Genomic DNA, 23,720 nt, shown 5'->3' with positions numbered 1-23,720 from the left:
TATGCTTTCAGTAAAAAATGCTGCAGGGGGCTATTCGAAAGACCTGGTTATTAAAGGAATTGATTTAACGATTCAAAAGGGGGAGTTTTTTGCTCTCCTTGGTCCTAACGGAAGCGGTAAAACTACATTATTTAAAATGATCAACGGGCAGGTGCCTCTAAAGCAGGGAGAAATTACAATAGAAGGAAAGTCTGTAGCTGCTCTTTCCAAACTGGAAAAAGCGAAAAAGGTTGCGGTTCTCTCCCAGGAAGCCCATGTGTCTTTTGATTACACCGTGGAAGAGATTATAAGCCTCGGCCGATATCCCCACCAGAAAGGAGTATTAAAAAAGCTTTCAAAAGCTGATCGAGTGATTATCGACAATGTTATGGAGATCACAAATACGAAAATATTTCAAAAAAAACAGTTCAGGATGATCAGCGGCGGAGAAAAGCAGCGTGTCCTGTTAGCAAAAGCCCTCGCTCAGGAACCTGAACTCCTCCTCCTCGATGAACCTACAAACCATCTGGATATAAAGCATACCTTCCATATGATTGATTTATTAAAAGAGTGGCAGCAGACGAAAGAGCTGACCATTTTCGCGATACTCCATGATTTAAATGTAGCTTCCCTTTATGCGGACAGGATCGGCCTTCTCCATGACGGTAAATTTTTAGAGGTAGGCGATGTAAATACACTTCGAAAAGAAGGACAGCTGCAGAAGGTATATGAGGTGCAGGTGAAAAATCAGTCTCATCCGACGATTCCGAAACCGCAGCTTTTAATGACTCCTGATTATAAAACTGAGCATGAACCTGTGAACTTTCATCACTGCTATTCGGTAACACAAAATGACAGGCTGATTCACATCCAGTTTTCCGAACCGTTAAGAACAATTTCCAACGGTGTGGCCGGAGAAGGGCTGGAATGGGTGACGCATTTCTGTAATTACCATGTGGATAAGGGATATGATTGTTCAACACCGGAATTGGATATCCGGAACTGGATGGCAGAGGATGGCATTCCCTGTGAACAGGCTGTTGCAATGATGACGGCAGTAAAGCTGGATGACATGGTGCTGATGAGGAAGCATGAAGATGGAATGAATATCCTTGCCATGGTAACTGCCGGTACAGGAAACGCAGTTGATATTTCTGCGAAAAATAACGCTGCGTTAAAAAGAAGGACGGGGACTATCAACACAATGGTATTTGTGGATGCCCATTTTACTGACGGAGCTTTAGTAAATAGTTATATGTCTGCTACAGAAGGAAAAGTGAAAGCACTTCAGGATCTCCAGGTAAAAGATCCTGAGACAGGAACTTTTGCCACCGGCACATCCACAGACAGCCTCCTCATAGGTGTGACACAAAAAGGAATACAAACGCCTTATGCAGGTTCAGGAACCGCAATTGGAAAAGCAATTGGCGGAATAGTCTACGAAGCTACGTATCAGGCTGTGAAAAAATACTTGAATAGGGCTGGAAATCAATGATTTTCTATCACTTCCATTCCTTTCAGTGGCTAAGTTTTTTCGAATATATCAGTTTGCTCCTACTCCTTGCTATTGTCCTTGACCTTATCATCGGCGACCCCAGGTGGCTTCCTCATCCAGTCATATATACTGGTAAACTCATCTCTCTCCTTGAGAGCAAATGGAATAATGGAGCATCTCGAAAAGGGAGAGGGATACTTTTAACTGTCACAGTAATCGGGGTAGTATTCAGTATGAGCTTCACCGGCGTTTTCCTCACATACTGGATTCACCCTGCCCTTGGCTTTGTTACAGAAATATATCTCCTTTCAACAACTATTGCAGTAAATGGCCTTCAGAAGGCGGCTAACGATGTATTTAAGCCATTATCTGAAGGGAACCTGGAAGAGGCGAGGCACTCTTTAAGTATGATTGTCGGCCGTGATACTGCGAACCTGCCGGAGAGTGAAATTGTCCGGGGAACAGTAGAAACCGTAGCTGAAAACACAGTGGATGGGGTTACTTCTCCACTGTTTTGGACCATTATCGGCGGAGCCCCCCTGGCAATGGCTTACCGGGCAGTAAATACACTCGATTCCATGGTAGGATATAAAAACGAGCAGTATATTAATTTTGGCTGGGCATCGGCCCGGCTTGACGATATTGCCAACTGGCTTCCGGCGAGAATGACAGCATTAAGCATGCTGGCTGCTTCCATTTTTATTAAAAATTCGCTGAAATCGCATGCTTTGCACATTACATGGAGAGACGCACGAAAACATCCGAGTCCAAACAGCGGATGGCCTGAAGCAATGGTCGCTGGATTATCAGGTGTACAGCTTGGAGGAACAAACTACTATGGAGGCCGGAAATCAGACCGGGCAAAAATGGGAGAGCCGCTTCAAAAATTAGAGGCTTCCCACATACCGCAGTCTGTCCTGTATATGCACGGCGGCTGGAGCGGTTTTATATTTCTTATGCTGGTAATCGTATTTGCAGCTGGCAGACTATAATGAGGTGAAAGCAATGAACTGGCCTAGCCATGGCGGGCAGCCGCAGACAATGAAAAAATTATTCAATTTAGAAGAAGAAAAAGAAGTTCTCGATTTCAGTGCCAATCTGAATCCTTTAGGTCCTCCAGGCTGGCTGAAAAACAAGCTCCATCACATGTATGAAAAGATTACCTATTATCCTGACCCATTTTATTCTCGGTCCGCCAAGTATCTTGCAGACTATGAAGGAGTGGCTGCGGAACAAATTCTTCTCACAAATGGAGGGGCGGAAGCGATTTTCCTTGCTGCTAAATTATTTGAGAAGGGAAGGGCGATCATTGTCCAGCCTGCTTTTTCAGAGTATGAGAGAGCTTGCAGACACTATCATGTCAAAACTGAAAATGTTTTTTTAAAGGAACAAAACGGTTTTCAGCTGCCAATGGAAGAGCTCCTGAAAGAGGCTGGGCAGGCCGATGCAGTTTTTTTGTGCCGCCCGAACAACCCTACAGGAACAGTGATACAGGAAGAAAGCATAATCAACCTGCTGGAAAAAGGGCTTTCGACTGGTACGATGATCGTTGTGGATGAAGCGTTCGCTGATTTCCTCCCTGCGGAGGTGCCGTCTCTCGTCCGGCATTTGGCGCATTATCCAAATCTTATCGTACTCAGGTCATTAACGAAAATGTATACAATACCAGGTCTTCGAATTGGATATATGATAGGGAGTAAAGAAGTGGCCGGGAAGCTGCAGGAAGAACAGATGCCATGGAGCATTAATGCTCTGGCTGATGCTGTGGTTCCTGATTTGCTGGAGGACACAGTATTTCTCGATAAAACCCGTAAGTGGCTGGAACAGGAATCTGAAAAAGTTTTTACCAGCCTTAGAGAGATGGGTTTTTCTGTTACGGATTCGAAAGTTAATTTCTATTTACTCCAGGATGCAAAAGCGCCGGATAGCACGGAGGAATTATTTGAGTTTTTATTTAAAAACGGTATTTTAACGAGGCATACTCATAATTTCCCTGGTCTGGAAGGCCGGTATATCCGGGCTGCAATCCGTTCGGAACAGGAAAATAATGAACTCCTGAAAGTCCTGCGTAACTGGAGAGAAAAGCGATGATAGTTTTCATATCAGGGGGAGCACGTTCCGGCAAAAGCAGCTATGCCGAGGAGCTGGCTTATACTAAGCATATGATATTAAAAAATCGGTTTAGCGAAGGGAAGTTATATTACATCGCAAGCAGCAGGCGGTCTGACAATGAGATGGAACAAAGAATCGCCATACATCAGGAGAGAAGAAGTAAGCAATGGACGACGATCGAGGAGCCTTACGATATTGTACCGCTTTTGTCGGAAAAGCAAAAAGGGGACGTGGTTTTATTTGACTGCTTAACGGTCTGGCTGAGCAATATGATTTTTGATCTGGACTATTCCCTGAATGGCTTAACAAAGGTGGTTTGCGATTGGCTAGCTCTTTCGAAAAAAAAGGGATTTGATTTAATTATCGTATCGAATGACGTTAATGAGGGATTGCCAATGGACGGGGAAACTGTGCAGAAATATATGTATTATCTTGGGAAACTTCATCAACTCGCGGCAGCTGGCGCGGACCAGGCCATTCAGATGACGGCAGGAATTCCAATATACTGGAAAGAGGGAGAAAAATGAAGCAGGCTGTCTTAGGATTTTTACTCGCTGTTCAATTTCTTTCCCGGCTGCCTGTCCCGGTTTCCTGTCCGTGGAATAAGGCAACAAGCAGATGGGCGCTCAGAAACTACCCTGTTGTAGGGATAATAATCGGTTTAATAATTGCTGGTGTTATGCATATTCTTTATCCGTATCTGCCACAGGCAATGCTCGCCCTGCTTATTGTTTCTCTATGGGTCTGGCTCACAGGAGGCCTTCACCTTGATGGGTGGATGGATGCAGCTGACGCGGCGGGCTCTAACGCTCCGTTAGAGAAGAAATGGAAGATTATGAAGGACCCCCATGCAGGAAGTTTTGCGGTTATCTCCTTATTTTTTTTACTTGCCTGGAAAACCATGTTTGTTTATTTTCTACTGGGAATATCTGTAGAAGCCGCAAGTGCACTTTTATTAATTACTGCTTTTTCCCGGCTGACAGCTGTACTCCTTCTCCTGTATATACCAAGCGCGAAAAAAGAAGGTTTAGCGTGGGAATGGAAGAAGAACCTTACGAGCATAGATGCAGGTATAGCTGCAGTGCCGGTAATTTGCTGCTTCATTTTTTTCCCAAACCTGTTACTGCTCATTCCTGCCTATGCTGTGTTTTTCTTCTTGTACGGTTTCTGGATAAAGAGAACATTTAAAGGAGTAAACGGAGACCTTGCAGGTGCTTCTATCGAAGGAGGAGAATTATGGGGTCTTGCGGTGCTATGGATTTATTTCTCATTCGTCACGGGGTGACAGAGTGGAACAGACAAAAAAGATACTTAGGCTACACAGATATAAGTGTTTTACGGGAGGAACTGCGGACACTTGATCAGTTAAGGAAGAGTCTGGAAAATACCACTTTTGATAAAGTTTACACGAGCGACCTGATACGCTGTAAGGAAACGCTGGAATACCTAAAGACAAACGGTGAAATAACAGCGGATAAACGGCTGCGGGAACTGAATTTCGGCGATTGGGAAGGGAAGACCTACCTGGATTTAAAAGAGGATGAACAGTACCAAAGATGGCTCCTTAATTGGGAGATGGAGAAGATCCCCGGAGGAGAAACGTGGAGTATGTTTACGACAAGAATAGACAGCTTTCTCAGGGAAAGATTCGCCAATATCGGGAATGGCCGCTGTAAACATGCACTTATCATGACACACGGAGGAGTAATAAGATATTTACTCCTCAAGTTCAAAGCGGTTAATTCTTTCTGGCAGCCTGCGGTAAGACACGGTACGGCATACAGGCTTAAACTTATAAGGACAGGGGGAGTTTGGATATGCAGCTCGTTACAGGAGGTGCCTGCTCCGGAAAAAGAAAACTCGTAAAACATGAGTATGGGCGGTGTTCCTGGATAACAGCGTACGAAGGTAAGGAATTAAAAGACTGGAGGCAAAAATGGAAAGAAGGCACAGTACTGGTGCTGGAAGGGTGGGAAAAATGGATTGCTTGTGAACTGGAGAAAAATGCAGATGATTTTGCTGTCAGGCAGTTATTTACGAGGGTAATTAAAGATATTTGCGAGGAAGAAAAAAGCCGGGACAGCACTGCTGTTATCATAATGAACGAAATGGGGCGGGGGATTGTCCCGGTATCACCTTCAGAGAGAAGATTAAGAGATTTAGCAGGCTGGATTCTGCAGGACACAGCCGAGAAAGCTGAAAAGGTTACATATGTGTGGAGCGGACTTGCTAAGCAGATAAAATAGGAGCCGGCACGGACAGTATCCATGGGTAATATCAAACCTCGGTTATTTTAAATAATATTCCCGGGGTCAGGCAATTTAATAGAACACCGCCGAGTTGACAGCTTTCCTAGTTTTAACTAAAATAGTATCTTGGCTCGCCTGATTTTCAGGAAGGAGCGGGTAGGGAGAGGGCTAATTGAATAGTTAGGTCGTTTTAAATGAAGAAATGGATGAAGGATCCTTTTGAGATCCACAGTAGCAGCACCTCAGTAAAGCAGGAGATGATGGCAGGGACGATTGGTTTTTTCACAATTGTTTATATCATTGCCGTTAACTCGCTTATTTTGTCTGAGGCTGGAATCCCTCTGGAAGCAGCTATTATCGCGACAATTGTTACTTCAGTTGTTGGGTGCCTGCTTATGGGATTGTGGGCGAACGCTCCGATAATTCTTGTACCTGGGATGGGAATTAATGCGCTGTTTTCCTATACAATGGTGCATTCGATGGGGCTCTCCTGGCAGGAAGCTCTAGCTGTCGTTTTTGTATCCGGCTTAATTTTTATGTTCGTGGCTTTCACGAGCTTTGCGAAAAAATTGAGCGCGGTAATTCCAAATTCGCTGAAAGAGGCCATAACAGTAGGACTCGGACTATTTCTCATGCTCATTGGGCTGGAAATGGGCGGGATCGTACAAAAAGGAACGGACTCGATTATAACACTTGGCGAATTTAGCGATCCATTCGTACTCGCAGCTGTTATTACATTCCTAATAGCCATCGTGTTATTTATGCGGAATGTTCCCGGCAATTTTCTGATCACGATTATTGCTGGTACACTGCTTGCTGCCGGGTTTGGTTTAATTGATTTTCAGCAGGCAGATTCAGAAACTGTCAGAGCTGCAGACTACATGGAAGTTTTTGGCGCCATGTCTTTTGAAAGCCTGTTTTCTTTTGTATTCTGGATTGCTGTCTTTTCGCTGACACTCGTCCTTGTTTTTGAAAACATTGGCTTAGTGCATGGCCATGTTTCTTTCATTAATAAACCGGACAAATTTTCCCGTGCTTTTCAGGCAAACTCCGTTTCTGCCATGTTGTCAGGCGTTTTCGGAACCAGCCCGACGGTCTCTACAGTGGAAACAGCTGCTGGTATGGCAGCTGGAGGTAGAACAGGGCTGACAGCAGTAACGACAGGCATGCTGTTTGCCGCATCAGTCTTTTTCATTCCGTTAATTAAGCTGATTCCAAACAGTGCGATCGCGCCGATTCTTATTATTATCGGAGGCTTGATGCTCCAGAATATCCGAAATATTGACATGAAGGATATGAGCGAAAGTTTCCCGGCAATCATCATAATCGCTATGATTCCGTTCACATACAGCATCGCTGACGGAATCGCCATCGGTTTCATATTATATCCGATAATTAAAGTGGCTATCGGCAGGGCGAGGGAAGTTTCATTGTCATTGTACGTCATCGCCGTATTGTTCATATTTAATTTCATTTTTCACTTCGTTGGCTGAGTTGACAGTCTGGTCTGAGGGTTAGTTAACAGAACCAGGGCTTGCGTGGTTTAAAAAAGAAGTGGGAAGCCTCCTTCGCATTGGTGCGGGGGAGGTTTTTTGTGTAAAAAAAAGTTTAAGGATTGTACATCAGGCTTTCAACCTGGCACCGGGGTTCCTGGAACCAAAGTGCCAGGTTGAATAAAGGAGTATACGGGGGCATGAAAGAGAATGAGGGAGCTGCTCAACCTGGCACCAATGAACCCGGTACACCCGAACCCGGTTCCCAGGTGCCACCTTGCCAGACAGAGTAAACGGGAGCATAAAGGAGAACGATCGAGCCCCTCACCCTGGCACCAATGAACCCGGTACATTCGAACCCGGTACATTCGAACCCGGTACATTCGAACCCGGTACCGAAGTGCCACCTTGCCAGACAGAGTAAACGGGAGCATAAAGGAGAACGATCGAGCACCTCAACACGGCACCAATGAACCCGGTACATTCGAACCCGGTACCGAAGCGCCACCTTGCCAGACAGAGTAAACAGGAGCATGAAGGAGAACGATCGAGCACCTCAACCTGGCACCGATGAACCCGGTACACCCGAACCCGGTTCCCAGGTGCCACCTTGCCAGACAGAATCAAAGGGAGCATAAAGGAGAACGATCGAGCACCTCAACACGGCACCAATGAACCCGGTACATTCGAACCCGGTACATTCGAACCCGGTACATTCGAACCCGGTACCGAAGTGCCACCTTGCCAGACAGAGTAAACAGGAGCATGAAGGAGAACGATCGAGCACCTCAACCTGGCACCGATGAACCCGGTACACCCGAACCCGGTTCCCAGGTGCCATGTTGCCAGACAGTGTAAACAGGAGCATAAAGGAGAACGATCGAGCACCTCAACCTGGCACCGATGATCCCGGTACATTCGAACCCGGTACCGAAGTGCCACGTTGCCAGACAGAGTAAACGGGAGCACAAAGGAGAACGATCGAGCACCTCAACCTGGCACCAATGAACCCGGTACACCCGAACCCGGTTCCCAGGTGCCATGTTGCCAGACAGAGTAAACAGGAGCATGAAGGAGAACGAGCTAGCATCTCAACGTGGCACCATTGAACTCGGTACACCCGAACCCGGTTCCCAGGTGCCAGCTTGCCAGCCCGAGAAAACCAGAGAATAAACGAGAATGGAAGAGCCGGTTTTCAAGACCCCAAACCCCAAACCCCAACTCCGCAAAACAAAACCCACCCCCAACTGCCAAAAAACCAGCCTCTAAATAAAAACCCCGCCCCCTTCGAAAGGGGCCGGGCTATCAACACCAAGATCACAACCTCCACTAATTAAGAAAACAAGTTCATCAAGCGCTGCCAGAAGCCTGGGCTTTCTTCTTCTTCATCGGCGGCAGCTGTGTCTTCTGTTTCTTCGATTTCGATTGCTTCTGTTGTTAGTACGAATTGTACTTTATCTACATTGATATTGTGGGCGGATACGAAGGAAACAGGCTTAAAACCGGATCTGTCGAAGTTAGCCATCATCTGGTCCACTTCCTGCTGGATCTGATCTGGCATATCACTTGTTTCGGCTGCTAATTCTTCAGTGCCATCTGCGAGTTCGCCAACTCCGTCTTCCAGTTCAGAGGTTCCGTCCGCTAGTTCGCCGAGTCCTGAATCAATCTCACCGTATGCGTCTGCCAGTTCCCCGACACCGTTCGTGTATTCAACCAACCCGGAATGGAACTCTCCATAATTTGCAGAAAGCTGGCCGAGCCCTTGTTCTAATTCAGCAAGACCCTCCATACCGTCCATATTTTCCATGCTTGCGGAAAGCTCACTCGCGATTCCACTGAGCTGGCCGCTCATCTCATTCAATGATCCGCCAGTTTCCTGCAGGACAGACTCAGTAGCAATAAAAGCTTCGCGCACTTCATTGTATGTGCCTTTTGCTGTCTGGGCGGCAGTATAAACTTCCACTAGCTGGTTTACGGTTTCTTCATTTGCACCGCTCGCATACAGCTGCTGGATTTCTTCCTCGGAAATTCCGTAAGCAGGAATGGCATCCATAGCTCCGTCCAATGCCCAGAAAGCAGCGGAGAAGTTTTCATGGAGTGTAAGCAATCCATTACCCGCTTCGCTGAGGCCGTCTGCCATCTGATTAAGGCCTGCAGGAAGTTCAGCCAGTTCGCCCATATCCATTTCTCCTGAGGAGCCGCTCATTCCGCCGTGCATTTCAGCAAGTGCTGCACGGATCTCTTCGGAAGCGGAAATGAGCTCGGATGAAGAATCGCGGAGTTCTCTAATACCGCTGTTGTAGTCACCGGAACCGTCACGGAGGCTTGCTACCCCGTCGTTCAGTTCAATGACACCATCATTCAGTTCAGCTACCCCATCATTAATTTCTTCAATGGCATCACTTAAGGTCCTCATCTCGTCTTTCATCTCGTCCATATCAGGATCTTCCATAGCCATGGAGAGGGGGATGGCGTTAATATCGATGCCATCCATTTCAAAGTCAGTAACATCAGCAGATAATACGAATTCTCCGTCCGTGTCATGCATAACTGTGTAACTGATCTGTCTTTGTTTTCCTGCATTTGCAATTGTCGCGTCTTCGGCTTCAAGATTGCTCACCAGTTCTGAATCTAGAGATAAAGAGATTTGCAGAGTGTAATTCTCATAGAAAAGCTCATTGCCGTTTTCGTTTGCCGTTGTGTTAATGGTGAGCTCCAGATGGCCGCTTTCACCTGCAAGCTCTTCCGCCGGCAATGTTTCCCCATCAAGTTCGTAGGAAATATCGATATCCCAAGGCAGCTCTGCTTCTTCCATGTTCCCCTGATAGTAGAAGAGGCCTTCGGATCCCTCGAATTGTACAGCCCCATCCAGAATTTCAAGGTCTGTAAGGTTCGTTAAGTTGGTGACGGTTGTATAATTCCCATAATCAATAATTACGCCTGGTTCATTTACTTCAAACATGTTTACTACATAAATTTCGTTCAGGCTGCCGTCACCGTGCAGGGTACCGTAAACGACTTCCTCTTTTGAAGAAGCGTTCCCAGTGTCCCCGGATGTTTCCGCGTCTTCATTAGAAGCGTCGTCCCCAGAGTCACCTGATTCTGCATCAGAATCATTGGCATTTTCATTCCCGGGTTCCTCAGCTTCCTCTTCGTTTGAAGCATTATCTTCCGTTTCCCCCTCATTTGAGACGGATTTTTCCTCCTGCTCAGAAGAAGATGAGTTATTTTCCACAGTTTCCGCCTCGGAAGAATTATTTTCGTTCCCTCCATTTGCTAGTGCAACAGGCTGAGGGAAGGCGAGGGCGGATGCGAGTAAAAATAAAGGTACTTTCTTGTTCATAATCAGTGATCCTCCCTGTAAAATTTCGCTTTGAGCGTTGTTTTTCCAATAACTTTATCGAATACGAACAGTACTGCCGGCAGGAAGAAGAGCACCATGATGAAGGCTAAAATAGCTCCTCTGCCAAGAAGCAGGCCGATGGATGACACGATCGGATTCGTGGAAGTAATCCATAGAATCAGACCAACACTGGCTAAAATTCCCGCTGAAATAGAAATAGAAAATGTTTTATCATCCACTGTTTTCATAATCGCTTGTCTGGCCGGCATAACTTTCCGGTTATGCATGTAGTTTTCGCTGAACAAGATCGCATAATCCACTGTTGCCGCCAGCTGTACCGTACCGACTACGAGATAGCCAACAAATACGAGTGGCGTATCGGTGAAATATGGAACAGCAAGGTTTATCCATACAGCAGACTGTATTGTTAAGAGCAGTACTACCGGCAGGGACAGGGACCTGAATGTGAACAGCAGGACAATGGCGATGGCGATAACAGTCAGGTAGTTCACAACCGTGTTATCGTGCTGAATAATTGTTTTCAGGTCGTATAAGGATACGCTTTCCCCAAGAGCATGGAATTCATCCCCATAAAAAGAATTTGCAGTATCAAGTATGGACTCTACAACACTGAAGGCAAGTTCACCTTCCGATTCCGTCTCTGTATAAACGATTATCTGGCTGTAGTTTTCAGAAAGGAACTGTTCCGTTACCGATTCATCGAGATACTCCGGCGGGATGGCGGGACTGACCGACTTGTTATAGGAAACAATGCTGGAAACATGGTCAATCTCCTCCAGTGCTTCTTCCAGTTCCACTTCCCGTGCCACATCGCCCCTTGGAACGAGGAGCACTGCCGGGGTAGATTTCCCGAACAAATCGTCAATCTTCACCTCATCACGGCCGAGGCGGGTATCCTCCGGCTGTTCGCCGACTCCGTAAATAAAGTTTGTTTCTTGCTGAGCAAGGAAGGCAGGCACGATGACGAGAAAGACAAGAATTAAGCTGATATATCTCACTTTCAGGATTCCCTTACCAATATTCCTGAAGGCCGGAATGAATGGTCTGTGTTCTGTTTTATCGATCCACTTATAAAACAGGATCGTGAGCGCTGGTAAAAATATCATCACACTGATAAAACTGAGTAAAATACCTTTAACAAGGTTGAGTCCTAAATCGGCGCCAATTTCAAACTGCATAAATGCAAGTGCCATAAAACCGAAGAAGGTAGTCGCTGCACTGGCCGCAATGGCAGGGAAAGATTTTTTAACCGCCAGCTGCATTGCTTCTTCTGGTGAAGCTGTATTTTTTCGCTGCTCCTGGAAACTATGGAGCAGGAAAATCGCATAATCGAGGGAAACGGCCAGCTGGAGGATTGGGGCCACAGACTGGGTGATAAAGGAAATTTTCCCGATAAAAATATTCGTTCCTAAGTTAATCAGAACGGAGACCCCGATAGCAGTCAGGAAAAATACCGGTTCGATCCATGAGTTAGTGGACAGAACGAGAATAATAATGATAATCGGGATAAGAAGAGCTGCCGCATACATCGTTTCTGTAAAAGCCATGCTCTGGGATATCGCCGTATCTGCCGCTTCACCTGCGAGGGCGTTTTCCTCGCCGATGAGCTCGTATATCTCATCAGTAACCTGCACTTCTTCTCCTTCCTGCACTCTCATGGAGAACAGAGCGTTTTCCTCCTGATAATAGGAATCTAATAAATCCTGTTCAGCCATTTCCAGAGGAACAGTAAGGTCAAACATATCGTCAAGCCAGGTAACATCGGATACACCGTCTATTTCTCCGAGCATCTCTTTATACGCAAGAGCCTCCTGAACGGATACATCTGTAATCATTACCTGCAGATTGGGCATTTTGCTGTCAAATTCCGCTTCCATGACCTCAATAGCCACAGTGGAAGGGGACTCTTCCGGGATATAATCATTCATATTGTAATTTACATGAACGAATAGCATCGCTACTGCGCTGATGATAGTTAAAAGTGTAAAAATAACAACGATTGCTTTATTATGTTTAATAATCTTTGCTGCAATGTCTGGCATTCAACCACTCCTTGAATCTTTACTAAGAAATAATTATAATGGACACTGTGTTGTCTAATCAACAAACAGTTTAGCGAAATTAATTAGTTAATCAACAATACATTTAGTTGTGTTGGTTAACTGACAAAAGGGGAAATAATGATGGGATCCAAGCTGGACAGAAGGAAGAAATACACCCGTTTAGTACTAAAGGAAAGCTTTATTAAACGGATGCAGGAAAAGCCAATCTCAGCTATTACAATAAAAGAAGTGTGTTCACTTGCGGATATTAACCGCTCTACGTTTTACTCTCATTATACTGATCTGTACGATCTCCTTGCTCAGATCGAGGACGAAATTATCGCAGATTTAAACGAGACGCTATCTACATATAATTATACGAAAGATGAAGAAGCTATACAGATGACGGAAAAATTGCTCGAATATATCGCTGACAACCAGGAAAGCTGCCAGACGTTATTCAGTGAAAACGGTGATCAGGCTTTTCAGAAAAAAGTTATAATGCTGGCACATGACCACTTATTAAAATCTTTAGGAGAAGAAAAGGGGCAGGCACCTGCTTATCCTGAATATGTAAGCCTGTTTATCGCTAACGGAAGCATCCATATCGTACAGAGCTGGCTGAAAAACGGTCTGAAAGAATCACCGAAAGAGATTGCAGAGTTAGTCATCAAGCTGGCCACAAAGGGCGTTTCAGGTTTTCAGTAAAATAAGTTTAAAAAATTTGATAACTTTCTGTGTATATTATGATAGATTTGAAAGGGACTGAATTTAATATATACAGAAAGTAGGAATGTAATGTTTTATGAAGCTAACGACGATATAAGGGAACATCTGGCACTAATGTTTAAAAATATTGACAGCACGATTATCCTCTCTTATCTTCAGGGTCATATGGGAACGGCTTATGTAGATGACCTTGAGAATCCCACGGTTGCTCAAATAGTTGTGGGAATTTTTGTGTTTTATGCTGGGGACCCAAATACTAAGGAGGCTGAGGAACTGCTTTTTAACCTCCCGGAATTTGCTCTTGTCATTGTTGATTCTGATGATTGGAAATATCGCATTGAAGCGGTCCATGAAAGCAGGGTTGAGAAGTTTAAGCGTTATAGATTTGAAAAAAATCCTGAGCATTTAAAAAGAATCCATTTTGAAAACAATTTGTCTTCTTTACCAGAAGGGTATGAGATTAAGAAAGTTGATAAGGAAATTGTCAAAGAGGCTTCTTTCAATGAGCTGTCTGAAGATTTTGTGAGCCAATTCGATTCTGTTGATGATTTTCTCGAGAGAGGAGTTGGTTATGCACTCCTTCATGAAGGAAAAGTGGTTTGTGCGGCGACATCTTTTAGTATATATGATAATGGTATAGAGATTGAAATTGCCACACATCCTGAATACAGAAGAAAAGGTTTAGCGACTATAACCGCCTCTGCTTTGATTATTGATTGTCTTGATAGTGGGCGGTACCCAAGTTGGGATGGAGCAAATACTGAATCTGTTGAATTAGCGAAAAAGCTTGGTTACATATTTAAAGATTCTTATGATACGTATTTTATAGATAATCTAAAATAGCTTAGGGGAATGCTTTATAAGAAGAGACAGGTGCTGATGTACCTGTCTTTTTGGTATTAAAGCAGGTTCATTCCAACTGGAGAGACTTCCTCCAAGTTTCCTTTCCAGGGCTCAAGTTCGCAATACACAACGCTTGAGTCGTTCGTCTCGAAGCATGATAGTGCAGGAGTTTCGCTTTCAAGGGGAAGTAGATCGCTTAGAAGAACATACAGGTGAAGAAATAGAAGATATAAAGGTTCTGCTGGATACTTATAAGAGGGGATGGATTCAGATAATTATTCGAATCGACTTATTATAAATTTAATAAAATTTATTGCATTTATTTTCTCATACATACATACTGTATGTATGTGGGCTGATTTAGTAAAAACATTAAGGGTGGGGATGTTTAATGAAGGTATTAAGCTTTTATCCGGTTATTTTAACGAATGAGGTTTCACAAACAGCAGAATTCTATGAGTGTTACTTTAATTTCCAAGTCGTATTTGAGACTGACTGGTATGTCAGTTTGAAATTGCAGGCGTTCGAGCTGGGAATTGTTAAAAGTTGTCACGAAACTATTCCAACAGCAATAAGAAATCAAAACACGAAAGGATTAATCTTAAATATTGAGGTGGAGAACGTGAATGACCACTATAACCGTTTAATACGTAAGTCTAAGCTTCCAAATATATTACCTCTATGTAATGAGGATTTTGGACAACGACATTTTATTACTTCTGATCCCAACGGTGTAATAATTGATGTGATTCAGGAAATCCCACCGTCTTCCGAGTTCCAACAATATTTTAAGGATGTGCAGTTATGAGTTATTACATCCCTTTAAAGGATTACTTTGACAGGAACTTAGCTCAATTATTGTCCAAGAAAATCACAGCTATATACCCGGATTTTCCGTCTGATTCTTTTATTATAAGGGTAGGTGAACAAGTCGAAGGGTTAGAATTAAAAAGAAGAGTTGAAATGATTACGCTAGAATTTCATAAAGCCCTAAACTTGCCATATGAGGAAGCGATTCAAGTAATAAAACAAATTTTGGGTCCGGAAAATGAAGCGGAGCAAGGTATGTTTACAAACGGTTACTACTTAATGCCAATCGCTCATTATGTTGAACGGTTTGGGCTCGATCACTTTGATTTGTCAATGGACGCTTTATATGAGATTACGAAACGACACACATCAGAGTATGCGATTCGACCTTTTTTAAATAAGTATGAACGTAATGTCATAGAGATACTTAACTACTGGATTAAAGATCGTAACCCACATGTACGCAGACTGGTTAGTGAAGGAACGCGGCCCCGGCTACCATGGGCGAAACACATAGATGTCTTATGTGGTGATACATATATGAATTTAGGTTTACTGGAGAAGCTAATTACAGATAATTCTCCCTATGTAAGAAAGTCCGTTGGAAATCATATAAATGATTTGTCAAAAATACATCCAGATGAGGTTCTTGAATGGGCAAAGATTATGTATACACTTCATGGTTCTGGAGTAGAGTGGGTCGTAAAGAGAGGATTACGCTCATTGATAACAGATAAAAATCCTGACGCCATGGAAATATTAGTAATGATGGAGGAATAACAAATGAGGAAGGTTAAAACAGAAACGGAAAAAACAGTACAGTTACTTCTCCATACAGGGATAAAACATTTTGCGACCTATGGCTATAATAAAGCTTCACTTGAAAGAATGGTTACTGAATCAGGTCTCACACGGGGAGCGTTGTATCATCATTTTAAGAATAAGAAAGGATTGTTCCTTGCTTGTATTAAATTAATTCAAATGAGAATTGCAAATAAAATAGAGCAAGAAGCAAGTACCAGTTCTGATCCTTGGGAGCAGCTATGGTTAGGTTGCAGAGCTTTTGTCGCATCAACAATTGAACCCGAACATAAACAAATTATATTAATTGATGGGCCTGCTGTAATCGGTTGGAATGAATGGCGGGAGTTAGATGCTAATTATTCGATGAAACTATTGTATAGTCAATTGGAGATGATGCAAAAAAATGGCTGTTTCCCATCAATATCGTTAGAGGCGCTGACACATTCACTGTCAGGAGCGATGAATGAAAGTGCCTTATGGATTGCGGAGCAAGGATCTTATGAGCTTATTGATGAATCAATGTATGTGCTGAAAGCATATTTTGATGGACTTAAACGGATTAAATAAATTGAAATGTTATATTTCCTATACAGATAACGATTTACTTAGCAATATAAACCAATAAATTTATTCCAAAAAGAAAATTATCACTAAACTCAAAGATAATAAACCTAATGTTAAGTATACAAAACAAGAGGTGGAGACGTTATACAGTAGAAGACCCTAATTCAAGATAGATAGTATTCAACTAAGAGTAAGAAGACCCTCAAGGGTATGCTTAACACTAAAACTTTTACGGTACGGATTTTTCTTTTCCAAGAATGCCTGGACCTGACTTTCTACTTTTGAAACATCAGACCTACGACTGGATTCATCCTATACACATCTCCTTTAGAATAAATTTCCTGGTAATCCCTAGCCAATCTTGCAGTGTTATAGCTTCGCTTGTTATACGAGATCGAAGTCCCAACCAGCCTCAAACATGTTTCTACATATCTGGCTAACCTTATAATACGAAAGGGGAGGTTTCCGCAACAATTTGGAGGTATTGTTTTCATATTAAATTAACCGGGAGATTAGTATAACAAGAAGATAAAATTCTAGGTTGATCGTTAAGGATAAATATTAAAAGACCTCTACTTAGAGGTCTTTACCTCCTAAAAAGAAGCCAACCATTCAGAAATAATCCCTTGTAAGCAAATCAGAAGAAATGGGCTCTAATCCAATTTCCCTGGACCAAACTGAAATCTGACCAATATGATGAATTTCATGTGAAACTATATGGCGAATAACCTTTCCATATGAAAAAGAATAAGAATAGCCTCTTTTACTTTGTACCTTTAAGATTCTATCCTCATAATCAGGTGATAAAGATCCCAGAAATTCCTTAGTTACCTGTTTTGTAAGATCGGAGTATTCGATTACTTCGTTCAGTGTAGAAACAGAATTTATTCTCGTATTATTTTCAGGTTGCTCTCTCATATGACATGATACAAATTATTGATTATACTTTTCATCCCGCCAGTTCGTTCTTTTAACAGTTCTTCTTCCGGAATAGTTTTACACCACTCGAACCAGTCTTCTCTTACTTGCCAATTATATAAAAACATATCTAACATAAATAATCACTCCTGCATTGTATATTCAGAACAATTTTAACCCAAATTTCTACATTTTTGGTACAATTTGAGAATAAAGTTTTTGAAAATAAAGATTATTTTACTAATTATATTGAATTAGGAGAAAGGGAAAAGGGGATGAAATGAGCTATAAGATTGTGTTTTTCGATGTAGATGGTACTATAACACACCACGAAAATGGCAGTATTTCCCACAAAACAAAGGAAGCAATATACACATTAAAAAACAAAGGTATAAAAGTAGTAGCAGCTACAGGGAGACCTTTATCATTGTGTAAGGAAATTAGAGAACTTGGGATTGATACTTTCATAACTGCAAACGGAGGATATGTTAAGCATAACAATGAAGTTATACATAAAAACACAATGGACAGGAAGATCATCCAGGATGTGTTCGAGTTTGCACAAAAAGAAAAAGATGCTCTTTCTTTTTATACAGAAGAGTTTACTATGAACGGAATTAAAAATCAGAATACTCTAAAGGCCTTGAAAGAAACTTTGTCACTAAATGAATATCCGGGAACGACGGAACGGACTCTTATCGAAGATGTTTTTTTAATGTGTTTATTTGCTAATGATGAGTCTGCCGAGAAATATGTCAGCAGATTCCCGGATCTGACATTTAGAAGATGGCATCCTTTTGTTTTAAACGTATTACAAGAAGATATTTCAAAGTCTTTAGCAATCAAAAAAACTTTAGAGTACTTTAACATAGATAAAACTGAGGCGGCAGCATTTGGTGATGGGGAAAATGATATTGATATGCTGGAAATAGCCGGATTAGGGATAGCAATGGGTAATGGAAATGATAAAGTAAAAGAAATTGCAGATTACGTTACAAAAAAATCCAGTGAAGACGGCATCTACTTTGCTTTAAAGAAATACAGAATTATTTAAGTTTGTTTAAGTTACATAATCGTTTTGAAATCTGTCTACACAAGAGCACCAATTCTTTCTATGTGTCATAAAAATATAGATTCTAAGAGCAATCAAAAGGGGAAACCGAGCTGGGGTTTTAGCGTTCAATGGTTTTAATTAATGTTTAGCGATAATACAAGAAGCTCAAATTGCTGTTGTGTCCCTGCGAAAACATTAAAGGAGAGAATTTTATGTTTTCATTTTTTTTAATTTTTATCTTACTAATAATAAGTTTTTCAAGTTTTAGTGCAGCAGAGAAAGCGAAGAGAAAAAGAAGAGGTATAAAGTTTATCTTTAGCGTTAGTTTGGCTATAATGCTCCCATTTTTCGTTGAAGTAACTATATTGATAATGTCGCAATTTATTACGGGAACAACGCTTTTTATTACCCTATATGCTTTATCTATCATTCTTTTTACAGCACTTCAGCTTATCCTGTATGATATTGGTTTGATGAGTAATTACTGATAGACCGAATCATAATTCTTAATATGGAATGAAGTGCTATAACTGTCAAAGTTTTGGCTGCCAAGGTTAAACAAAATGGGGGAGAGCTGAAGAATAATAACTTAGGAGGAAAAAATGAACCTAGAACAATTTGAAGAGTATATTAAAATAATTTTTGATGAAGAACTTTTAAAAGAATTTGATGACGATTACGGTTTTACTAATCAGTCCAATAACTCAATTTCAACAATTGGATATTCAACAAATATATCAATCGATACCATTGAAAAAGCTGCGAAGAACAAGGTTGACTTAATGGTTACTCACCATGATGCCTGGGATTTTATTTATGGATTAAGAGAGGAATGCTTTAAGAAATTACAAGAACATAATATTAGTCACTTCTGGATACACGGCCCTTTAGATTTTAGCAAGTTTGGCACTTGTACTTCTCTTATGAATGTCCTTGGTATAGATAACATTATTAAATACTCGGTTTATAACAACGGGGAGTCTCCAGGTATAGGAGAATTAAGCGAGCCTGCCGATTTTAATTTTCTTGTACAGAAAATGACAGATGAGTTAGAGGAGCCAGTCAGAGCCTGGAGGAATAATGAAAAGAAAATAAAGAAAGTTGGAGTGTTAACAGGTGCAGGACATTCTACAAACCATATAAAAATTGCAGTAGAAGAAGGCTGTGATACATATATAACAGGAGAGGCAACCTTATACACTATTCAATATGCTCAGTTTACAGGAATTAACCTTTTAGTTGGGAGCCACACTTTTACAGAGATATATGGTGTTGAAAGTCTGGTCAACAAACTTCAGCAATTAGATAAAGATATTAAACTTGTTAAGTTAAAAGAAGAGCACTTTGAGTTCAATCATTCTTAATAAGTGATGTAAAACAATAGCATACTTACTTTTTATATAGGGGGAAAGTAATGAAGAAAGCACTTCTGGTTATAGATGTTCAAGAAGGAATGTTTCAAGAAGGCAATGTTGTATATGAAGGGTACAGCTTGCAAAAAAATTTAGCGCTAAAGCACGTTCTGTAATCCTTACAAAAGGATGCTGTCAATCGTGCTGGAGAAAATGAATAATATTGGCTCGATTTGTTTAGGATTCGGTATATCTTTATGTTCGCTCATTTATTCGATATGCTTTCCATTCCTTACTTATATGTACCTCTGATTGTGGTTGGATTACCTCTAATTATTATCCCTGCTTTAAAAACAAAAAAGCACAACAGCCTGTTTTGCCGTATCGGTCTGCACAATTTTGTTCATAAACATTGGGACGACGAGGTGCCATATGCAATTCTATGAATGTGAACGGTGTAAAAAACAGAAAAAGGTATTTCGATCTATTTAAAAGGTGCTGGAATGGATTTCTCATTTTCATGAATTAGAACCTGTTCTAAGGAACAACTCAAATAGTGGGGGATATAAAAGTACATTAAATAACCCGCCAGTAAGAATAGAAAGAACTGGCGGGCACTGGCACTTTGTTTTAATAAATGATAAAAAAGATCGCCGTGGCAACAAGCAAAATAAGCGCATAAAAGTAAACAACGTTAGATTTGTTAGATTTAGACGTACTTCCATCTTTATCTTCACTATCTCTATTCTCACTAATTTCTTCGCTTTCCTCGATCTGTGGTAATACTTTTTTGTTAATGAACAACAGTAATGGTGTGAACAATATCATGCAAGCGGCAGTATAGATTCCTCTCTGGATGATAGCTTCCTGATGAATGATAGTGCCAGCCATAAATACGACGGGTGCGATTACTAGAAAAAATAAAATAGATTGTTTTATGTGTTTAATTGGTGGAATATTATTACTATTATAATTGGCGGAATTAAACAAAGAAATAACAGCCGGGAGAGACAAAATTAATCCAATAAAAAACAGTATTATCATCGTTAATAAATATTGCGCATTATAACTCGGCCCTGCAATAAACAAAGCTCCACTGCCAAGTAACCACGGTTTATAAGGATGTATTGTATTGTCACTCAATGTTTACGCCTCCTAAATAGTATTAATACTGAGAAAGGAGAATCCTTAATGGTGCTGCCTTCCAACAACTCGTTGTATGAAAAAAAAATTAATAAGATGCTAGGTTATAAAAACTTCAAAGATCGGAAACCTATTATCAAGATTTTACTTCTTACGTGCCTGCTTGTTGTTGTGATCATAACTGTTGTAAACATGTTCAACATTGGACCAGATCTTCCCTATCCTGTCATTTTCTTCTATACCCTTTGTTTTTTTGTACTAACCATCGCTTTGGAAGGCTTTCTCGAAAAGAACAAATCACAGCTAATAATCTTCTTAACAGGCGGGATAATCTTAGTCATTTTAACAACATCAATTTGGTGGATTGCTCTAAACAGATGATATGCAACAGACTTGACCACTTGAGTAACTAGAGTTCTAATCAATTTGCTTACTTAATGGAATTGGTTGTTTAATAACCAAAATAAGCTCTTTGCTCTTGTTAAACAAACGTACTGACTAGCTATATATCACTGAAAGGGTGGTGAGAAAATGTATGTAAAAGTTTATGTTTATCACATTAAAACCGATAAAATGAACGATTATTTTAGAATACAGGAAAGAGCTGGTGAAATATACGGAAGGTATATTAATTCACAAACCACCTATTTACAAAGCAGGGAAGATGCTGCAAAGTGGATGGAGATCACTAAGTATAAAAGTGAGGAGGAATATAACAAAAGTATAGAATTAATTAATAACCAAAAGGAGATACAGGAATTATTCAAAGCCTTTCAGTCTGTTCTTTTGGAAAGTAAGAGCGAGATAATTGAAGAGAGTTTTACTGAAGTTATGACTAAGACTACCTTATAAATTATTTATATCAGTAACCGAGAGTGGCAGCTAAATAGACTGCCTGCGCTAATCATGTTCAATAATATAAGTAGAATACTTATAGTTGAGGTGTAAGATGAAAAAAGTATTTGGTGAAAAGATTAATAGAATTGACTATGAAATTAGAAAAGGGGTTTATGCGGTCATTTTCAATTCTAAAAAGGATAAAGTTTTGACTGTTCAAACTAAGAAAGGTCATTACTTTTTACCTGGTGGCGGAATAGAAGATGATGAAAGTCACACCCAGTGTCTTGCAAGAGAACTGTTAGAAGAAACAGGCTACGATGCCTTTATAAGTACTTACCTAGGAAGTGCAATGAGATATTTTTATTCAGCTGATGGTAAACCCTGCCTTAGCCAGGGCTATTTTTACTTAGCGAAATTGTCCAAAAAAAACAAAAACCAATAGAGGATGACCACCTTCTTAAATGGCTGGAAATTAATTTTGCCAAGCAACTTCTTATACATGAACATCATTATTGGGCAGTTGAAAAAGGAGTGCACGGATAACTAATCTTCCTCAAATCGTGTGCGTTATAAAATTGTGGGTTGCAATGTAGCAGCTTTTTTTGTACCCAGGAACTGGAAAATCCTGTTAATATAACAGGGAGAATGCATTAAAAAACAGATAGAAAGGATCATATTATTTTTATAAACAATGACAGACAAAACAAGGAGGCATTTATGTTCAGAAATTATCTAAGCTTGGTACTCATAGTAATCCTGGTCGTTACAGTGTTAGGGATTTTTGGAGAGACAAAGGAGAACTCAGCGGAGGCAGAATATAAGACAGAGTTAGAGGAAGCATTAAAGGAAAATGAACGTTTGAAAAAAGAACTGACACGAGTGGAAGAAAAGGTAAATAAATTAACGTCTATAGATAATAGAGATATTGTTCAGGCAATATCAGTACTGGAAGACTATCACTTAAGTAAAGATATTGAGGAGGCAAAGCCATTTTTTTCTGATGAAGTCTATTTTCCCGCAGACGAAGAACCTGATCATGAACACAATCCACATCAAATAAACCTTCCTTTTAATACTATGTTTGAATGGACACCAAACACTAATCCAGGATTAGAGTTAGTAGATTTCTCTAATGAAGATGGGAGGGTTTCTATCAATTATCAAACCGGCGCCAATGGAGAAGTAATCACCTATAAATACATAATGGTAATGGAAGACGGATGGAAAATAAATGAAATAGAATTTTTATGGGACTAGGGTTGATTGATATCTTAAAAAATAATGAAGAGAGAGGAAATACTATATGAACAGATTAAATATAATAACACTTGGTACAAAAGACATTGTAAAGTCCCACAAGTTTTTTAAACAATTAGGATTTGATACTTCAGTAAGAGGAAACGAGTGTAATCCGGATATAATTTTTTTTAAAAACGAAGGTACCAGAATAGCACTGTATCCTTTAGAGGAATTAGCTTTGGATATTAATAAAAAGAATCCTCCAGAAATTACAAGTGGATTTCCTGGTATCACTTTAGCTTATAATGCAAAATCAAAAGAAGAGGTTGAAGAAATATTTAAGAAGGCAGATTTGGCAGGTGCTGCTATTCAGAAAAAGCCGCAGAAAACCGACTGGGGCGGTTATGGTGGTTATTTCACAGATCTTGATGGATATTACTGGGAAGTCGCCTACGGTGATATTTGGGAATTTGATGAATCTAATATGTTAATTATTGAGGATGAATAAGAAGGTTAGGAAGATCTGTTATTAAACAACGGCGGACAGGAGTTTATTATATTCAGGATAAAGACTTTAAGGCTCGGTTCAGATTGAACTGAGCCTTATTTATGCTTTCCTGTCTCACAGAATGAAACTATAGCTAGAATTATATATGTTCGTTGGGGCGGAACATATTAGCCGAAACATCT

At 40.9% G+C, this 23,720-nt stretch carries 26 protein-coding genes and 1 pseudogene; 21 read left to right on the top strand and 6 right to left on the bottom strand.

Annotated elements, in window-relative coordinates:
* The first annotated feature begins 1 nt into the window (after nt 1).
* From BK582_RS16690 to BK582_RS16655, 8 genes are all read left to right on the top strand, one after another.
* Entirely contained in the window at nt 2-1,474 is a 1,473-nt protein-coding gene (locus tag BK582_RS16690; protein ID WP_078596128.1) for an adenosylcobinamide amidohydrolase, read from the top strand.
* A complete protein-coding gene (cbiB, locus tag BK582_RS16685; RefSeq protein WP_078596127.1) occupies nt 1,471-2,466 on the top strand; it encodes an adenosylcobinamide-phosphate synthase CbiB in 996 nt (331 codons plus the stop codon). Before BK582_RS16690 ends, cbiB begins: the two co-directional genes overlap by 4 nt.
* A gap of 13 nt (nt 2,467-2,479) precedes the next feature.
* On the top strand, nt 2,480-3,565 hold the full coding sequence (cobD, locus tag BK582_RS16680; protein ID WP_078596126.1) for a threonine-phosphate decarboxylase CobD: 1,086 nt from the start codon (nt 2,480-2,482) through the stop codon (nt 3,563-3,565).
* Nucleotides 3,562-4,113, top strand: coding sequence for a bifunctional adenosylcobinamide kinase/adenosylcobinamide-phosphate guanylyltransferase (locus BK582_RS16675; RefSeq protein WP_078596125.1), 552 nt, complete (start codon nt 3,562-3,564; stop codon nt 4,111-4,113). Before cobD ends, BK582_RS16675 begins: the two co-directional genes overlap by 4 nt.
* Nucleotides 4,110-4,871 carry an adenosylcobinamide-GDP ribazoletransferase gene (cobS, locus tag BK582_RS16670; protein WP_078596124.1) on the top strand — a complete coding sequence of 254 codons (762 nt, stop codon included), beginning with the start codon at nt 4,110-4,112 and terminating at the stop codon, nt 4,869-4,871. Before BK582_RS16675 ends, cobS begins: the two co-directional genes overlap by 4 nt.
* Nucleotides 4,823-5,452, top strand: coding sequence for a histidine phosphatase family protein (locus BK582_RS16665; RefSeq protein WP_078596123.1), 630 nt, complete (start codon nt 4,823-4,825; stop codon nt 5,450-5,452). The genes cobS and BK582_RS16665 overlap by 49 nt, the downstream gene beginning before the upstream one ends.
* Entirely contained in the window at nt 5,404-5,832 is a 429-nt protein-coding gene (locus tag BK582_RS16660; RefSeq protein WP_078596122.1) for a bifunctional adenosylcobinamide kinase/adenosylcobinamide-phosphate guanylyltransferase, read from the top strand. Before BK582_RS16665 ends, BK582_RS16660 begins: the two co-directional genes overlap by 49 nt.
* A 197-nt stretch (nt 5,833-6,029) precedes the next feature.
* Nucleotides 6,030-7,328: an NCS2 family permease gene (locus BK582_RS16655; protein WP_078596121.1), complete on the top strand. Its 1,299-nt coding sequence runs from the start codon at nt 6,030-6,032 to the stop codon at nt 7,326-7,328.
* Between the two features lie 1,333 nt (nt 7,329-8,661).
* Here the strand turns inward: BK582_RS16655 and BK582_RS16650 are convergent.
* Entirely contained in the window at nt 8,662-10,671 is a 2,010-nt protein-coding gene (locus tag BK582_RS16650; protein ID WP_078596120.1) for a YhgE/Pip domain-containing protein, read from the bottom strand.
* 2 nt (nt 10,672-10,673) lie between these two features.
* Nucleotides 10,674-12,734 carry an efflux RND transporter permease subunit gene (locus BK582_RS16645; RefSeq protein WP_078596119.1) on the bottom strand — a complete coding sequence of 687 codons (2,061 nt, stop codon included), beginning with the start codon at nt 12,732-12,734 and terminating at the stop codon, nt 10,674-10,676.
* Between the two features lie 138 nt (nt 12,735-12,872).
* Here BK582_RS16645 and BK582_RS16640 point away from each other — a divergent pair, with 138 nt between their 5' ends.
* The 6 genes from BK582_RS16640 to BK582_RS16620 all read left to right on the top strand — a co-directional run bounded on the left by BK582_RS16640 (nt 12,873) and on the right by BK582_RS16620 (nt 16,487).
* Entirely contained in the window at nt 12,873-13,442 is a 570-nt protein-coding gene (locus BK582_RS16640) for a TetR/AcrR family transcriptional regulator (RefSeq protein WP_338066827.1), read from the top strand.
* A 90-nt stretch (nt 13,443-13,532) separates the two neighbouring features.
* Nucleotides 13,533-14,306 (top strand): GNAT family N-acetyltransferase, encoded by a 774-nt coding sequence (locus BK582_RS16635; RefSeq protein WP_078596117.1) that lies wholly within the window; start codon nt 13,533-13,535, stop codon nt 14,304-14,306.
* A 154-nt stretch (nt 14,307-14,460) separates the two neighbouring features.
* Nucleotides 14,461-14,604: a hypothetical protein gene (locus BK582_RS27145; protein ID WP_169911077.1), complete on the top strand. Its 144-nt coding sequence runs from the start codon at nt 14,461-14,463 to the stop codon at nt 14,602-14,604.
* 93 nt (nt 14,605-14,697) lie between these two features.
* A complete protein-coding gene (locus BK582_RS16630; RefSeq protein ID WP_078596116.1) occupies nt 14,698-15,114 on the top strand; it encodes a VOC family protein in 417 nt (138 codons plus the stop codon).
* A complete protein-coding gene (locus BK582_RS16625) occupies nt 15,111-15,896 on the top strand; it encodes a DNA alkylation repair protein (protein WP_078596115.1) in 786 nt (261 codons plus the stop codon). Before BK582_RS16630 ends, BK582_RS16625 begins: the two co-directional genes overlap by 4 nt.
* A 3-nt stretch (nt 15,897-15,899) precedes the next feature.
* Nucleotides 15,900-16,487 carry a TetR/AcrR family transcriptional regulator gene (locus BK582_RS16620; RefSeq protein ID WP_078596114.1) on the top strand — a complete coding sequence of 196 codons (588 nt, stop codon included), beginning with the start codon at nt 15,900-15,902 and terminating at the stop codon, nt 16,485-16,487.
* Nucleotides 16,488-16,670: 183 nt separating this feature from the next.
* Here the strand turns inward: BK582_RS16620 and BK582_RS28330 are convergent.
* The 3 genes and pseudogenes from BK582_RS28330 to BK582_RS28115 all read right to left on the bottom strand — a co-directional run.
* Nucleotides 16,671-16,795, bottom strand: a pseudogene (locus BK582_RS28330) (IS110 family transposase); the annotation flags it as partial.
* A 301-nt stretch (nt 16,796-17,096) separates the two neighbouring features.
* Nucleotides 17,097-17,402, bottom strand: coding sequence for a DinB family protein (locus BK582_RS16615; RefSeq protein WP_078596113.1), 306 nt, complete (start codon nt 17,400-17,402; stop codon nt 17,097-17,099).
* Nucleotides 17,399-17,539 carry a DinB family protein gene (locus BK582_RS28115; protein ID WP_078596112.1) on the bottom strand — a complete coding sequence of 47 codons (141 nt, stop codon included), beginning with the start codon at nt 17,537-17,539 and terminating at the stop codon, nt 17,399-17,401. Before BK582_RS28115 ends, BK582_RS16615 begins: the two co-directional genes overlap by 4 nt.
* Nucleotides 17,540-17,682: 143 nt before the next feature.
* On the opposite strand from BK582_RS28115, the gene BK582_RS16605 reads away from it, so the two are divergent.
* From BK582_RS16605 to BK582_RS16595, 3 genes are all read left to right on the top strand, one after another.
* The gene (locus BK582_RS16605) at nt 17,683-18,456 is read left to right on the top strand and encodes a Cof-type HAD-IIB family hydrolase (RefSeq protein ID WP_078596111.1); all 774 of its coding nucleotides are present in this window, start codon (nt 17,683-17,685) and stop codon (nt 18,454-18,456) included.
* Between the two features lie 212 nt (nt 18,457-18,668).
* On the top strand, nt 18,669-18,944 hold the full coding sequence (locus BK582_RS16600; protein ID WP_078596110.1) for a hypothetical protein: 276 nt from the start codon (nt 18,669-18,671) through the stop codon (nt 18,942-18,944).
* Nucleotides 18,945-19,058: 114 nt separating this feature from the next.
* The gene (locus tag BK582_RS16595; RefSeq protein ID WP_078596109.1) at nt 19,059-19,820 is read left to right on the top strand and encodes a Nif3-like dinuclear metal center hexameric protein; all 762 of its coding nucleotides are present in this window, start codon (nt 19,059-19,061) and stop codon (nt 19,818-19,820) included.
* A gap of 618 nt (nt 19,821-20,438) precedes the next feature.
* Here the strand turns inward: BK582_RS16595 and BK582_RS16590 are convergent.
* Nucleotides 20,439-20,951, bottom strand: a complete 513-nt coding sequence (locus BK582_RS16590; RefSeq protein WP_078596108.1) for a hypothetical protein — start codon at nt 20,949-20,951, stop codon at nt 20,439-20,441.
* A gap of 531 nt (nt 20,952-21,482) precedes the next feature.
* On the opposite strand from BK582_RS16590, the gene BK582_RS16580 reads away from it, so the two are divergent.
* The 4 genes from BK582_RS16580 (at nt 21,483) to BK582_RS16565 (ending at nt 23,538) form a co-directional block, all read left to right on the top strand.
* Nucleotides 21,483-21,803 carry a hypothetical protein gene (locus BK582_RS16580; RefSeq protein WP_078596106.1) on the top strand — a complete coding sequence of 107 codons (321 nt, stop codon included), beginning with the start codon at nt 21,483-21,485 and terminating at the stop codon, nt 21,801-21,803.
* Between the two features lie 97 nt (nt 21,804-21,900).
* Nucleotides 21,901-22,233: an NUDIX domain-containing protein gene (locus tag BK582_RS16575; RefSeq protein ID WP_244895410.1), complete on the top strand. Its 333-nt coding sequence runs from the start codon at nt 21,901-21,903 to the stop codon at nt 22,231-22,233.
* Between the two features lie 275 nt (nt 22,234-22,508).
* Nucleotides 22,509-23,048, top strand: a complete 540-nt coding sequence (locus BK582_RS16570; protein ID WP_078596105.1) for a hypothetical protein — start codon at nt 22,509-22,511, stop codon at nt 23,046-23,048.
* Between the two features lie 46 nt (nt 23,049-23,094).
* Nucleotides 23,095-23,538, top strand: coding sequence for a VOC family protein (locus tag BK582_RS16565; protein WP_078596104.1), 444 nt, complete (start codon nt 23,095-23,097; stop codon nt 23,536-23,538).
* Nucleotides 23,539-23,720 lie beyond the last annotated feature (182 nt).

It is taken from the genome of Evansella clarkii (assembly GCF_002019695.1).
GTDB lineage: Bacteria > Bacillota > Bacilli > Bacillales > Salisediminibacteriaceae > Evansella > Evansella clarkii.
Note: the sequence above shows the minus strand (reverse complement) of the source record. Positions and strands in the feature narration are given on the sequence as shown.

What these genes read in the sequence shown, in the direction of transcription:
- BK582_RS16675 (WP_078596125.1), top strand. Translation starts at nt 3,562, where the DNA reads ATGATAGTTTTCATATCAGGGGGAGCACGTTCCGGCAAAAGCAGCTAT.
- BK582_RS27145 (WP_169911077.1), top strand. Translation starts at nt 14,461, where the DNA reads ATGATAGTGCAGGAGTTTCGCTTTCAAGGGGAAGTAGATCGCTTAGAA.
- BK582_RS16690 (WP_078596128.1), top strand. Translation starts at nt 2, where the DNA reads ATGCTTTCAGTAAAAAATGCTGCAGGGGGCTATTCGAAAGACCTGGTT.
- BK582_RS16605 (WP_078596111.1), top strand. Translation starts at nt 17,683, where the DNA reads ATGAGCTATAAGATTGTGTTTTTCGATGTAGATGGTACTATAACACAC.
- BK582_RS16580 (WP_078596106.1), top strand. Translation starts at nt 21,483, where the DNA reads ATGTATGTAAAAGTTTATGTTTATCACATTAAAACCGATAAAATGAAC.
- BK582_RS16600 (WP_078596110.1), top strand. Translation starts at nt 18,669, where the DNA reads ATGTTTTCATTTTTTTTAATTTTTATCTTACTAATAATAAGTTTTTCA.
- BK582_RS16645 (WP_078596119.1), bottom strand. Translation starts at nt 12,734, where the DNA reads ATGCCAGACATTGCAGCAAAGATTATTAAACATAATAAAGCAATCGTT.
- BK582_RS16565 (WP_078596104.1), top strand. Translation starts at nt 23,095, where the DNA reads ATGAACAGATTAAATATAATAACACTTGGTACAAAAGACATTGTAAAG.
- cobD (WP_078596126.1), top strand. Translation starts at nt 2,480, where the DNA reads ATGAACTGGCCTAGCCATGGCGGGCAGCCGCAGACAATGAAAAAATTA.
- cbiB (WP_078596127.1), top strand. Translation starts at nt 1,471, where the DNA reads ATGATTTTCTATCACTTCCATTCCTTTCAGTGGCTAAGTTTTTTCGAA.
- BK582_RS16635 (WP_078596117.1), top strand. Translation starts at nt 13,533, where the DNA reads ATGTTTTATGAAGCTAACGACGATATAAGGGAACATCTGGCACTAATG.
- BK582_RS16665 (WP_078596123.1), top strand. Translation starts at nt 4,823, where the DNA reads ATGGGGTCTTGCGGTGCTATGGATTTATTTCTCATTCGTCACGGGGTG.
- BK582_RS16615 (WP_078596113.1), bottom strand. Translation starts at nt 17,402, where the DNA reads ATGAGAGAGCAACCTGAAAATAATACGAGAATAAATTCTGTTTCTACA.
- BK582_RS16620 (WP_078596114.1), top strand. Translation starts at nt 15,900, where the DNA reads ATGAGGAAGGTTAAAACAGAAACGGAAAAAACAGTACAGTTACTTCTC.
- BK582_RS16640 (WP_338066827.1), top strand. Translation starts at nt 12,873, where the DNA reads ATGATGGGATCCAAGCTGGACAGAAGGAAGAAATACACCCGTTTAGTA.
- BK582_RS16575 (WP_244895410.1), top strand. Translation starts at nt 21,901, where the DNA reads ATGAAAAAAGTATTTGGTGAAAAGATTAATAGAATTGACTATGAAATT.
- BK582_RS16655 (WP_078596121.1), top strand. Translation starts at nt 6,030, where the DNA reads ATGAAGAAATGGATGAAGGATCCTTTTGAGATCCACAGTAGCAGCACC.
- BK582_RS16630 (WP_078596116.1), top strand. Translation starts at nt 14,698, where the DNA reads ATGAAGGTATTAAGCTTTTATCCGGTTATTTTAACGAATGAGGTTTCA.
- BK582_RS28115 (WP_078596112.1), bottom strand. Translation starts at nt 17,539, where the DNA reads ATGTTAGATATGTTTTTATATAATTGGCAAGTAAGAGAAGACTGGTTC.
- BK582_RS16660 (WP_078596122.1), top strand. Translation starts at nt 5,404, where the DNA reads ATGCAGCTCGTTACAGGAGGTGCCTGCTCCGGAAAAAGAAAACTCGTA.
- cobS (WP_078596124.1), top strand. Translation starts at nt 4,110, where the DNA reads ATGAAGCAGGCTGTCTTAGGATTTTTACTCGCTGTTCAATTTCTTTCC.
- BK582_RS16650 (WP_078596120.1), bottom strand. Translation starts at nt 10,671, where the DNA reads ATGAACAAGAAAGTACCTTTATTTTTACTCGCATCCGCCCTCGCCTTC.
- BK582_RS16625 (WP_078596115.1), top strand. Translation starts at nt 15,111, where the DNA reads ATGAGTTATTACATCCCTTTAAAGGATTACTTTGACAGGAACTTAGCT.
- BK582_RS16595 (WP_078596109.1), top strand. Translation starts at nt 19,059, where the DNA reads ATGAACCTAGAACAATTTGAAGAGTATATTAAAATAATTTTTGATGAA.
- BK582_RS16570 (WP_078596105.1), top strand. Translation starts at nt 22,509, where the DNA reads ATGTTCAGAAATTATCTAAGCTTGGTACTCATAGTAATCCTGGTCGTT.